This window comes from Streptomyces tateyamensis, assembly GCF_003205575.1.
Lineage (GTDB): Bacteria > Actinomycetota > Actinomycetes > Streptomycetales > Streptomycetaceae > Kitasatospora > Kitasatospora tateyamensis.
This window is the reverse complement of the sequence record NZ_PYBW01000087.1, coordinates 1-11,852: the sequence shown is the minus strand read 5'-3', so window position 1 is coordinate 11,852 and position 11,852 is coordinate 1. Positions and strand designations below refer to the sequence as shown.

Genomic DNA, 11,852 nt, shown 5'->3' with positions numbered 1-11,852 from the left:
ACGGGGCCCGGCCCACGGTCGCGCGCGCTCAGCGAGGTGCGGCCGCCTCCCAGTAGTCCGGCCCGCTCAGGGGCGGACGGGTGCGCAGGTCGGCGCGGACCAGGGCGGCCAGGCGCAGGGTGTCGCGCCGGTTGAGGTGGGCGCCCAGGGCGGAGCCGAGCATGAACGGAGCCAGCGAGGGCAGCTTGCGCAGCGAGCCGCGGGCGAGCCGACGGCTGACCTGCTGGCGGACCCGGGCACCCGCGCCGAGGGCGAGGACCCCGCTGGGCCGCAGCAGGCTCATGCTGTCGATGCCGCGCCGCTGGGCCCAGGCGCCCAGGTAGGCGGTGGTGCGCTCCAGGGCGGTGCCGGGGGCGCCGTGTCCGTAGACCTCGTGCAGCTCGGCGATCAGCTTCACCTCGACGGCCGCGACGGTGAGCAGTTCGGCCGCCAGCTCGGCAGTGATCGCGACCGTGGGCACCACAGCTGCCGCGCCGACCCCCATGCCGATCGCGGCGGTGGCCCGGCAGGCGCCGGTGACCAGGCGGTCGGCCAACTCCTCGGGCGTGCTCGCCTTGGCGTGCTGGCGGCGCAGCGTGGCCAGGTCGCGGACCGGGATCCGCGGGGCGGCGGCGAGCAGCCGGTCGGTGATCGGGGACCGGCTGCTCGCCGCGGGCTCGTCGCCGACCTGGGGCGGCCGGGCGCGGCTCAGTCGGGCCCGGGTCAGCGAGCGGGCGAGGCGGCGGACACCGGTGCGTGCCGTCGTCTCGGGCCGCGGCTCCCTGACCAGCTCGGCTGCCAGTTCGGCCAGTTCCTCGTCCGGCCCGGTCGGCGTGTCCGGTCCGTTCGGTCGGTCCGTTCCGGTGGACCGGTTCCTGCGCAGTATGCCCATGCTGACCCCTCGTCCGGTGGCGGTTCCCGTCCCAGGGTGCCTCGCGCAGCGGCCGAGCGCGCCCCGAGCGGCCCGCGTGTCGCGTTCTGGACGGCCCAGGCACGGGGTGCGGACGGCCCCGGCGCCGGGTGTGCAAGGCGCCGAGGTCGGGGTGACCGGTCGTCAGTCCCGCAGCTCCAGCGTGCAGCACTTGACGCTGCCGCCGGCCTTGAGGAGCTCTGAGAGGTCGACGCCGTGCGGGTGGAAGCCGCGGGCGCGCAGCTGGGCGATCAGGCCGGAGGCGGACTGCGGGAGCAGCACGTTGCGGCCGTCGGAGAAGGCGTTCAGGCCGAAGACCGCGGCGTCCGCGGCGGAGGCCAGGACCGCGTTCGGGTACAGCTCGCGCAGCACTGCCTGGCTGCCCGGGGTGAAGGCGGCCGGCCAGTACATGATCTCGGTGTCGGAGAGCACCGCGAGCGCGGTGTCCAGGTGGTAGTGGCGCGGGTTGACCAGGGTCAGGCTGGTCACCGGCAGGCCGAAGAACTCCTGCGCCTCGTAGTGCGAGCGCTGGTCGGTGCGGAACCCGGTGCCGGCCAGGATCCGCCGCCCGACCGCCAGGTAGTCGCCCTCGCCCTCGTTGACGTACTCCGGCCAGAGCAGCTCGTCGAAGCCGCGCTGCTTGAACCAGGCCAGGTAGGCGGGCCCCTCGGCGGTGCGCTCCAGGTGGCGGAACCGGGCGCCGAGCACCTTGCCGTCGATCACGGTGGCGCCGTTGGCGGCGAAGACCATGTCGGGCAGGCCGGGCAGCGGGTCGATCACCTCGACGGAGTGCCCGAGCGCGAGGTACAGCTCGCGCAGCCGCTCCCACTGGAGCACCGCGAGGCTGTTGTCCACCGGCTTCTCCGGGTGCATCCACGGGTTGATCGAGTAGGACACCTCGAAGTGCCGGGGGCGGCACATCAGCAGCCGGCGCGGTACCGCGGTGCGCTGCAGTTGCTGGGCGGGCCGCTCGGCGGCGATGACCTCGGGGTAGGACATGGGGCGGCTTCCTTCGGATCGTGGCGCACCGGTGGGCGCGCCGCAGGACGGCGCGGTAAGCCGTCACGGAGTTCTTCGCAGCCCGGAATGGCGCCGAGCTGTCGGGCGTGCGGCCGTCCGGTGCCGGGCGGTCGAACCGACGGTGGTGAGTCGGATCCGCGGAGCAGGATGCCGAAGGGCACTCAGAATCGACTGAGGGGTTGGCAGCGCTTGAGGGGGCCCCGGTGACGGCTGGGGCGCCTGTGACGGAGCCTCAGGAGGCGGCGGTGCCGTCGCGCTCGGCCCGGCGCACAGCGCGTACCCGGTCAGGCCCGCCACCAGCAGCCCGGTCAGTAGGGCGGGCAGTGCCGGCCCCGGGCCCGAGTGTCAGCGTACGTGGCCGGCCCGGGAGGCCGGCACCATGGCGGCGGCGAGCGCGGTGGCGGGCAGCGCGAGCAGGGCCGGCCGGGCCGGCGGAACATCCCTGCGAGAGAGAAGCCGTTGAACGGTCAGCCCAACCGGGCCAACCGGGCCAGCCGCACCAGGTCGGCCGGCCGGCCCACCGCGCGCCGTCGGGCCGGGCTGACCAGCACCGCCGGCTGGGCGCTGGGCGGAGCGGGGAAGTGGCTGCGGGCGTAGCGGCGGAAGCGGGTGCGGCGGTCGTCGGCGGGGGGGGCGAGGAGGAGGGGGGCCATGACGGACCTCCGGCGGGCGGGGGGGGTCGGGTTCCTCGGCCAGCAAACGCGCCCCGCCGCTGGGAGATCAATACGTAGGCGGTACCCATGCGTCCGGCGAACGCTGGGTACCGGCCCCGGCGGCCAGGGCCGGGCCCAGCTCCTTTCGGGTCACGCCGAGCTTGTGCAGCAGGTTGGCCACGTGCCGCTCGACGGTGCGCGGGGAGAGGAAGAGTGCCTGGGCCACGTCCTGGTTGCTGGCGCCCTGGGCGACCAGTTCGGCCACCTGCAGCTCGCGCGGCGAGAGCAGCGCGCCGTAGCCGCGCCGGCCCGGGGTGGGAGTGCGGCCCAGTCCCAGGTCGCGCCGCAACCGCTGGCAGCGGGCCGCGTCCGAGGTGGCGCCGAGCGCCAGGTAGGCCTGTTCGGCGGCGGCCAACCGGTCGGCGGCGGCCTCCGGTTCGGGGCCGGACAGCGCCACCGCGAGCTGCTCCTCGGCCCGGGCCGCCTGGTACGGCCGCCCGATCTGCCACCACAGTTCGCGCGCCCGGGTGAACGCCGCCCGCGCCCCGGCCTGGTCCGGCCCGGCCAGCAGTTGCCCGCGGGCCTGTTCGAGCGCCGCCAGCGCGGCAGGTGCGTCGACGTTCGCCAGGCCCTGCTCGGCCTGCTCCACCAACTCGGCGGCAGCCCGCCGTTCACCCTCGGCCAGCGCGCACTCCACCGCCACCGGGAGCAGTTCGGCCGAGCGGGCCCAGGCATCGGCGGCGCGCAGCGCGGCCACCGCGGGCGCCAGAGTGGCGGTGGCCTGCGCGGTGTCGCCCTCGGCCAGCCGCAGCCCCGCCAGGCCGGCGGCCGCCCGCAGCGCCGTGGTCACCTGGGACTCCCGGTCGCCGAACCGGGCGGCCGCCGTGAACTCCCGCTGGGCCACCGCGAGCCGGCCCCGGGCGGCGGCCAACCGGCCGAGCAGCAGCGATCGTTCGGACTCCGCCATGGCCAGGTCGGGGAACTCGGCGCCGAGGGCGGCGAACCGCTCGGCCAGCCCGTCCCAGTGGCCCGCCAGCCCGTCCAGGCGCAGCAACGCGATCCGGCTGTAGCACTCCAGGTAGGGGATCGCCGCCTGCCGGGCCAACCGGCGAGCCTCCCGCAGCAGTTGGCCGGCCCGCTGGTCGTGGCCGAGCTCGACGGCGATGTCGCCGGTGTTGAACAGGGCCCGGGCGCTCTGGCGCAGCACCTCGGGGTTCTCGGCGGCCCGCGGCAGGGCCGCCAGGCCGGTCCAGACCGCCGGATCGCCCTGCCGGGCCTGGAAGGTGAGCCTGGTCGCCCGCACCGCGGCGGCCGCCGCCTGGTCCGGGTGGTCGACCAGCAGCCGCTCGGCCCGGTCCAGCCGGGCGGCCGCCAGCCGGCCCTCGCCGCCGCGCTCGTTCATCGCCAGCGCCACCAGGGCGCGCGAGGCACGGATCGGACGGTCGGTCAGTTCGTCGACCGCGAGCGCCAGTTGGTCGAATCCGGCGCGGTCGCCGGCGTGGGTGGCGATCAGGATCCCCAGCGTCAGCCGGATCTCGCCGCGGTCGCCGGGGGCCAGCCGGGGATCGGCCAGCATCGCGGTCAGGGTCTGGGTGCTGGCCGCCGAGTCGGTGCCGTTGGCGGCGATCCGGGCCAGGGTCAGTGCGACCCGGCCGCGGCGGTCCGGGTCGAGTTCGGGCTCGGCGAGCAGCCGGCGCAGCAGGGTCTCGGCGCTGCCGGAGTCGCCCAGCGCCACCGCCTGCTCGGCGGCGGCCTCGGCCAGCCGCTGCCAGCCCGGCCGGTCGCCGAGCGCCAGGGTGTGGTGGGCGAGCTGGACCAGCGGGCGCGGGTGCTGCGCCTCCAGCACCGCGACGGCCCGCCGGTGCAGCACGCCGCGGTGCGGTCCGAGCAGCCGGCGGTACGCCACCTGTTGGGCCAGCACGTGGCGGAAGGTGTACCGGGTGGGCGGGTCCTCGCGCAGCACGGCGGCCCGCAACGCCGCGGTGAGCCCCTCGGCGGCGGCCTGCGGGGTCAGGCCTGCCACCTCGGCGAGCAGCTGCTCGCCGGCCGGCACGCCGAGCACGGCGGCGGCGGCCACCACCGCCTCGCCAGCCGGCGGCAGTGCGGCCAGGCGCTCGGTCACCGCGTCGCGCAGTCCGCGCGGGACCTCGCTGCGCTCCAGCTCGCCGACCAGGTCCGCGGGCGGGTCGCCGGTCTCGCCGAGGGTGATCAGGTCCTCCTCGGCGACCAGCGGCAGCCCCTCGCTGCGCCGGTACAGCAGCTCGGCCAGCGCCGGGGTGGCGGCCGGGCCGAGCGCGGAGCGGGCCAGCTCGTGCACCTCGGCCTCGGCCAGCGGGCCCAGCCGCAGCAGGGCGCCGGCCACCCCGGGCGGGCGGCGGTAGGCGGCGCCGAGCACCGGTGTGTCGGGCGGCAGGTCCTCGGCGCGGTAGCTGAGCAGCAGGCTCAGCCCGGGGGGCAGGTCGTGGGCGAGTAGCAGCAGGAGTTCGCGGGTGGCCTCGTCGGCCCAGTGCAGGTCCTCGATGACGAGCACCACCTCGCCGAGTGCGGCGAGCAGGGCGCGGACCGCGTGGGCCAGGCGGTGGCGGTCGGCGGTCTCGACGGCGGGCGGGAGGCGATCGGCCAGGTCGGGCAGGAGCGGGGCCAGGGCGCCGGTGCTGGGGGGCAGGGTGGGCGGCGCGGGCGGCGGGGGCAGCGCGGGGCCGACGGCGCGCAGGGCGTCCATCACCGGGCCGAACGGGAGCGGTGCGCGCAGGGGGTGGCAGGAGCCGGTGAGCACCAGGGCGGCGGTGCCGGCGGTGGCCTCGGCGATCAGCCGGGACTTGCCGATCCCGGCTTCGCCCTCGACCAGCAGTACGGCGGGCGGGTGGCGCAGCGCGGCGGTGGCCAGCGCCAGCTCGGACCGGCGCCCGACGAAGGCGAACCCGACCCCGGGGCGGCCGGTCACGGCCGGGCCCCGCGGGCGGTGCGGCGGACATCGCGTGGCATGGGGCCATTCTCACCCAGGCCTGCGGCAGCCGGGCAGCCGGGCAACGGGGTGGGGGCGCACCCGGCCGGCGGTGCGGCAGGGCGGCGGGCGGGAGGGTACGGGGTCGCGGGCCGAGTGGAGCCGCCGGCCGGTACCGGGCGCCGGAGCGCGGGAACGCCCGTGGGGGCGGGCCCGAAGGCCCGCCCCCACGGGGCGCCGATGAGCGAGGGTCAGGAGACCGTCACGTCGTCGTAGTAGGTGTAGGTGGGGTCACCCGCGTAGTTGTCGTCCTTGTTCACGAGGGTGAGGGTGTAGCTGTGACCGGCGGTGACCGCAGCGGTCACGGTGTGCCAGGAGGAGTCCGCCGCGCAGGTCTTGGCCAGCACCGTGGTGGTCACACCGGTGGTGTTGTCCTTCAGGGTGGCGGTGGCCCAGTCGTAGGTCACGGTGTCGGGGCAGGTGCTGCTGTACGAGAAGGACAGGCTGCTCGCACCGGCCTGGGCGGTGAAGGTCTGGGCGATCGAGGAGGTGCCGGTCGGGTTGGTCGAGCCGACCATCGCGCCGTAGCTGCCGGTGTGGGCGGCCGAGGTGGTCGCGGCGGTGCTGCCGACGGAGGTCCAGCCGGTCAGGCTGCCGGTCTCGAAGCCACCGTTGGTGACGGCGCTGCCGCCACCGCCCGAGGTGGTCTCGCTCCAGGTGAAGGTGGTGGAGCCGGTGGCGCCGGTGGTGTCCTTGGCGGTGACGGTCACCGAGGAGGTGCCGGCCGCGGTCGGGGTGCCGGAGATCAGGCCCGAGGAGCTGATCGACAGGCCGGCCGGCAGGCCGGTGGCCGAGTAGGTCAGGGTCTGGCCCGAGGCCGAGTCGGAGGCGCTGATCTGCAGGCTGGCGGCGGTGCCGACGGTGCCGGACTGGTTGCCCGGGTTGGTCACGGTGACCGTGTTGCCGTGGTTCAGGATGGCGTGCGAGATGGCGCAGGAGTTGGTGTCGTTCGACCAGCTGGCCTGCTCCGCGAAGGAGCCGAAGCTGCCGAAGTTGATCATGGCCGCGCCGCCGGTGGTGCCGGGCTTGAGCCAGGCGCACTCGTCGGAGTTCTCCTGGCCGTTGTACGAGCTGCCGGAGACGTGGTTGGTCCAGCCGCCCGCCGGGTTCTGGTCCGACATCATCTCCTGCCACTCGTGGCCGAGAGTCATCGTGTAACCGTCCAGCGTGCCGGGCGAGTTGACGAAGCCGACGCCGCAGTTGGCACCCTGGTCGATGTTGTACGGCTGGTTCGAGAAGGCGATGTCACCGTAGGGCGAGTTGACCGCCCCACCGGTCAGGGTGGTGTCGCCGTTGTAGTCGTGCCAGGCGCAGTAACCCGTGGTCGGGTTCTGGTAGTCGTCCGGGTTGGTGCCGTGGGGCGACAGGACCACGTAGTACGCGTCGCGGTTCGAGGCAGCCGTGGTGTTGCCGAAGTGGGCGGCGGCGTTGACGGCCTCGACACCCAGCTGGTGGCCGGTGGCCTGGGCCGGGGAGGCGGCCGAGTTGTCGTACCAGACGCCGGAGAGGACACCGCCGGCCTGGTACGGGATGAAGTTGGCGTTGGACGGGCAGCTGACCGCGCCGCTGGCCACGTTCGGGCCGTCGCACCACTGGGTCAGGTCGGCCGACCACGTCTCGTTGTTGGTGCCGATGCCCTTGAACATCTGCTGGGCGGCACTCGCGGCGCCGGCCGAGTCGCCGGAGAACTTCGCGTTGCCGTTGGCGTCGGTGCTCTGGGTACCCCACTGGTTGCCGTAGAAGACCAGGTAGACCTTGGAGTGGCCGCTCTGCACGCCGATGCCGTCGACGCCGCCGCCGTAGGAGAGGGTCTGCTGGCCGGTGGCCGCGGCGGACAGCTGGTGGGCCAGGCGGTCCCGCTTCTGGGCCTCGTACTGCTTGATGCCCGGGATCTTGCTGGCGTTCAGGGTCGAGCTGTACGGGTTGAACTCGTTGGTGATGCCCGAGCCGGACACCGCCGCGGCGTTGTGGTGGGCCTGGCCCGAGACCGCCGGAACGGCGGGGGCGGCGGCCTGCGCCGGAGCGGCCAGCAGGCCGGCCGTGGCGACCGCGAGGGAGAACGCGCCGGTGACGGCGGCGGCCTTCGCGTACCGGGAGCTGTGGGGGCTACCCATGGTGGGGGTTCCTCTCGTGAACCCGTCGTCCGGTCTCCGATCGGGAGTGGACGGCGGCTTGCGGGGGACTGGGCCGCCGGTCCCGGCCGCCGGCACGCGATTTTCGGCATGGCCAAGCCCCGCAGGTAATTCGGGGACGTGCCGACCGGAAATCGTGCAGAAGCGTGCGGACGCCCCGCTGGGGAGGGGCGCACGGCGGTGGGACCACAGCCCTGACGGGCAATCAGGCGCTTCCGGAGCGGTTGCGATGCTTGCCGTCGCGCTGAAGCAAAGCAGAGTTGGTTAACACCCGTCAACGGATGGCGGACCATTTCTCTTCGGGGCCGGAATTCTGTGAATGGAATGGAATCCGGCCCCGGGCTTTTCAATGATTCAAGTTCTGGACGGGAGTGAATTAACTGTATAGAAGGCGGTGCGGGCACCCGGGGCGGCGGTCGGGCGTTGGGAGGGGGGAGAGCGGCGCGAGGCAGGTGAGGAACCGATGGGCGAGGCGGACGGGATGCCTGCCGGCCAGGGCGGGGGTCCGGGCGGGGGCTGGGGCGGGGAGTGGAGCGAGGGTGAGCTGGACGGTGTGGGGCTCGACGAGGCGTTCGTGCGGGCCGCACCGGTGGCCGAGCCCTCCGGGCGGTCCCGGATGCTCGCCGCCCGCTGGCGCCGAGAGCCGCCGGAGCCGCAGCCCTGGCGCTCCGACCAGCCGCCGGCCGGCTGGTTCTGGAGCCGGGTGCGTCGGCGCCGCCGGTGGCGGGGGTGAGCGGGGGCGATCCTGCTCCCGCTCGGTCGAGCCGAGGCGAGCTGAACCTGGTCGTACCGAAGCGAGCTGAGTCGCGTCGTGTTCAGGTCGGCGGCCGGGCCTGACACTCCGTCGCGCCGGAGCGGGCGAACTGGCCCGGGCTGGCGCCGAGCACCCGCTTGAAGTGGCGGGTGAAGTGCGACTGGTCGTAGAAGCCGGCCGCGACGGCCACCTCGCGCGCGGGCATGCCCTGCAGTAGCAGTCGGCGGCCCAGGTCGACCCGGCGGCCGGTCAGGTACTGGTGCGGCCCGATCCCGAACTCCTTGCTGAACACTCGTACCAGGTGCGTCGGGTGGGCGAAGAGCAGATCGGAGGCCTCCTGCAGGGTGAGGCCCTCGACGTAGTGCTCGTCGAGGATCTCCAGCAGTCGGTGGGCGAGTCCGGCATCGTGCAGCGGGGGTCGGCGCAGTTCGAGCCGGCCGGTCAGGTGGTCGCGAAGCCGCTCGCCGATCAGGGCCAGTCGGCTCTCGGCCTCCAGGGTGTCCCCGGGGTGGGCGAGTACCCCGTGCAACTGGTGGATCCGGTCGCGCAGTAGCGGGTCGTCCAGTACCGGGCTGTCCACCGCCGGCCCGATCATCGCGTCGTCGAGCAGTGCCGAGTCGAGATAGAGAACGCGTTTGCGGAATCCCTGCGAGGTCACCGCATTGCCGTTGTGCGGGACGTGCGGCGGCAGCAGGGTGACCAATTGGTTGAGTGCGCCGTGTTCGTGCCGGGAAAGGTCGTAGCGGACCATTCCGTCATCGATGATCAGCAGCGTCCAGGTGTCGTGCGTGTGCATCGGATAAACGTGGTCGGTCATCCGCGCGTGGAACACCTCGGAGATTCCGGTGACCCCCGGGTGCCACGCCCTGATCCGCCGGCTTGGACCGAGCTCGGTCACCATGCGCGGCTCCGACGGCGGCCGAGCTGCGGTTCTGTGCGGACCCGAAGCATCTTGAGCACCGTGCTCACACTCCCGGAAGCAGTCGACATGTGTGAACGCGACGGGAGGCGGCGGTCCCTCGGGCAATCGCCGTCGCCGATCGCCCCAACTCTCGGTCCCATGCAGTCGAACACTGCTGGAGAACGGCTGTTGCCGCCCCCCGGCGGCCAACTCGCTAAGATCGTACAAGGCTTCCCGGCGGGGTCTTGACACGATCCAGCATATGGAATCCGAGAGCACGCCCGTCCGATTCGACACCAAGATCGCCGTACTGCTCCGGGAGGACCTGGCGACCTGGCAGCGGCTGAACACGACCGCCTTTCTGGTGAGTGGATTGGGCGTACACGTCCCCGAGTTGGTCGGTGAGCCCTATGCGGACGCCGACGGCACCCAGTACCTGCCGATGTTCCGTCAGCCCGTACTCGTTTTCGAGGGTGGCAAGGAGCTGCTGAAGCAGGCTCACTCGCGCGCCCTGGGCCGCGAACTGCCGGTGTCGGTCTTCACCTCCGACCTGTTCACCACGAGCAACGACCGCGACAACCGCGCCGCCGTCGCGGCGGTCCCGCGCGCCGACCTCGACCTGGTCGGGATCGCGCTGTACGGCCCGCGCAACGCCGTCGACAAGGTGCTCAAGGGCGCCCGGATGCACCCGTGACCGACCCCCGTCCGCAGGCCCACGGACATCCGGAGAGGTGAGATGCCGCAAGGAACGGCGCACCAGGGCGATGCCGCTGACGCCCTCAAGTACCTGCTGGCCTTCGCCGCACCCGCGCTGGGCTCCACCCACTGGTCCGCGGTCCCGGGCCGGACCTGGGCCGACGTCGCCTACCTGGCGGCCCGACCGCGGTGGCCTACCTGTGCTACTTCCGCGGCCTGCGCCTGGTCAGCCCCTCGACCGCAACGGTGGTCATGTTCACCGTCCCGGTGTTCGGGGTGACCTGCTCGGTCGTCTTGCTCGGCGAGTCCTTCACCGCACTCCAGGCGGTGGGCGCGGCTGTCATGCTGGTCGGCGCGCTGCTCGCGGTCACCCAGGGGCGGCTGCCCGCCCGGTCGGCCACCGCCCGGCCGGTTCGCGCGCCCGAGGGCGGACCATCCACCGGCCGGAGGACACGATCCTCGGCGCGTCCCTGAGCGGTCCTCCCCGAGCGGATTTGGTGGCGCAGGGGTGGCCGGGGATGATGGGCGACCCTATATCGAACAGTTGAAGGTGTGGAGATGAGCGAGTCGTTCGCCCAGGAACTGCGAACCCAGCTCGCCGAGGCCCGCGCCCGCTGGGACCGGGCGCTGGCCGACGGCGACGAGGAGGCCGCCGAGCACCACGCCGAGCGGGTCGCCCAACTGCGCTGGCTGGCGGCGGAGTACCGGGTCGCGGAGGAGGACTGAGGTCGGGCTGGGGGAGCCGTCGGTCCGGGGCCGCCAGGTAGCGGGTCCAGGGACGGCGTGGAACGCCCTTTTGTGCCGCGCGCAGTCGGCAGGCGGCGCACACCGGGCAGGGCGGTCGTCCTCGCAGTCTCCCGGAGTCGCCGACGGGCGCGGCTTGCACGGACGGACCATCAGGGATGCGGCCGGACGGCGCTGCTGTCAGCGTTGGCGGCAGAGCGGGCGCGAGGGTCGCCCGAGTGGCGAGGAGCGGCGCGATGGCGCAGTCAGCGGGCACGGGCAGTTGGACGGTGCCGGAGCCGGTGGGCCCGCCGGAGTTCCTCCCGGTGCTGGACGTGCCTGCGCACGGGCGGCAGCGCCGGTGGACCGTGCTGCTGCGCTGGCTGATCCTGATCCCGCACTACATCGTGCTCTGGGTGCTCGGGATCGGCGCGTTCTTCGCGGTGGTGGTGGGCTGGTTCGCGGCACTCTTCCTCGGGCGGCTGCCCGCGCCGATCGCCCGCTACCTGATCGGGTTCGTCGGTTACGACACCAGGCTGATGGTCAGTCAGGCCCTGCTGGTGGACCAGTACCCGCCGTTCTCGCTGCGCCAGCCGCGGGACTACCCGGTGCGGATCGAGCTGCGGCCGGGGCGGTTGAACCGCCTGGCGGTCTTCTTCCGACTGCTGCTGATGATCCCGGCCGCGATCATCAGCGGGCTGGCGGCGGCGGGCTGGGCGGTGCTGGCCGTCTTCCTCTGGCTCTGGACCCTGGTCACCGCCCGCCTGCCCCGCCCGGCCTTCGAGGCCACCGCCGCCATGGTGCGCTACCGGATGCGGTTCACCGCCTACGCGCTGATGCTCACCTCGGCCTACCCCAAGGGCCTGTTCGGTGAGGAGCGCGGGAACGAGCCGCGCGAGTCGGCCACCCGCCCGCTGGTGCTGAGCGGCGCGGGCAAGGGGCTGCTGGTGGCGTACCTGGTGCTCGGCCTGGCCGTGGACGCGGGCGGGTCGGTGGGCGGCAGCTACCACAACACCACTGACGACGGCACGGTCTCCACCGCGCCGGCCGTGCACGCGCGGGCCTAGTACTACAGGGCTA

At 73.8% G+C, this 11,852-nt stretch carries 11 protein-coding genes; 5 read left to right on the top strand and 6 right to left on the bottom strand.

Features of this window, described 5'->3' with window-relative positions:
- Positions 1-28: 28 nt before the first annotated feature.
- The 5 genes from C7C46_RS23280 to C7C46_RS35245 all read right to left on the bottom strand — a co-directional run bounded on the left by C7C46_RS23280 (position 29) and on the right by C7C46_RS35245 (position 7,680).
- Positions 29-871: a hypothetical protein gene (locus tag C7C46_RS23280; RefSeq protein WP_110671851.1), complete on the bottom strand. Its 843-nt coding sequence runs from the start codon at positions 869-871 to the stop codon at positions 29-31.
- A 162-nt stretch (positions 872-1,033) separates the two neighbouring features.
- On the bottom strand, positions 1,034-1,888 hold the full coding sequence (gene ddaH / locus C7C46_RS23275) for a dimethylargininase (RefSeq protein WP_110671850.1): 855 nt from the start codon (positions 1,886-1,888) through the stop codon (positions 1,034-1,036).
- A 488-nt stretch (positions 1,889-2,376) separates the two neighbouring features.
- Positions 2,377-2,562 carry a hypothetical protein gene (locus C7C46_RS23270; RefSeq protein ID WP_110671849.1) on the bottom strand — a complete coding sequence of 62 codons (186 nt, stop codon included), beginning with the start codon at positions 2,560-2,562 and terminating at the stop codon, positions 2,377-2,379.
- Between the two features lie 67 nt (positions 2,563-2,629).
- A complete protein-coding gene (locus tag C7C46_RS23265; RefSeq protein ID WP_110671848.1) occupies positions 2,630-5,506 on the bottom strand; it encodes an ATP-binding protein in 2,877 nt (958 codons plus the stop codon).
- 251 nt (positions 5,507-5,757) lie between these two features.
- Positions 5,758-7,680: a putative Ig domain-containing protein gene (locus tag C7C46_RS35245; protein WP_181442479.1), complete on the bottom strand. Its 1,923-nt coding sequence runs from the start codon at positions 7,678-7,680 to the stop codon at positions 5,758-5,760.
- A gap of 481 nt (positions 7,681-8,161) precedes the next feature.
- On the opposite strand from C7C46_RS35245, the gene C7C46_RS23255 reads away from it, so the two are divergent.
- On the top strand, positions 8,162-8,431 hold the full coding sequence (locus C7C46_RS23255) for an SGM_3592 family protein (protein WP_245984745.1): 270 nt from the start codon (positions 8,162-8,164) through the stop codon (positions 8,429-8,431).
- Positions 8,432-8,513: 82 nt separating this feature from the next.
- On the opposite strand, the gene C7C46_RS23250 is transcribed toward C7C46_RS23255, so the two are convergent.
- Positions 8,514-9,353: a helix-turn-helix transcriptional regulator gene (locus tag C7C46_RS23250; protein ID WP_110671847.1), complete on the bottom strand. Its 840-nt coding sequence runs from the start codon at positions 9,351-9,353 to the stop codon at positions 8,514-8,516.
- A 262-nt stretch (positions 9,354-9,615) separates the two neighbouring features.
- Here C7C46_RS23250 and C7C46_RS23245 point away from each other — a divergent pair, with 262 nt between their 5' ends.
- From C7C46_RS23245 to C7C46_RS23235, 4 genes are all read left to right on the top strand, one after another.
- A complete protein-coding gene (locus C7C46_RS23245) occupies positions 9,616-10,047 on the top strand; it encodes a DUF2000 domain-containing protein (protein ID WP_110671846.1) in 432 nt (143 codons plus the stop codon).
- 191 nt (positions 10,048-10,238) lie between these two features.
- Positions 10,239-10,523, top strand: a complete 285-nt coding sequence (locus tag C7C46_RS23240; protein WP_181442478.1) for a DMT family transporter — start codon at positions 10,239-10,241, stop codon at positions 10,521-10,523.
- A gap of 84 nt (positions 10,524-10,607) precedes the next feature.
- Positions 10,608-10,775: a hypothetical protein gene (locus C7C46_RS35240; RefSeq protein WP_181442477.1), complete on the top strand. Its 168-nt coding sequence runs from the start codon at positions 10,608-10,610 to the stop codon at positions 10,773-10,775.
- Positions 10,776-11,029: 254 nt separating this feature from the next.
- Positions 11,030-11,839 carry a DUF4389 domain-containing protein gene (locus C7C46_RS23235; protein ID WP_110671844.1) on the top strand — a complete coding sequence of 270 codons (810 nt, stop codon included), beginning with the start codon at positions 11,030-11,032 and terminating at the stop codon, positions 11,837-11,839.
- Positions 11,840-11,852: the final 13 nt, after the last annotated feature.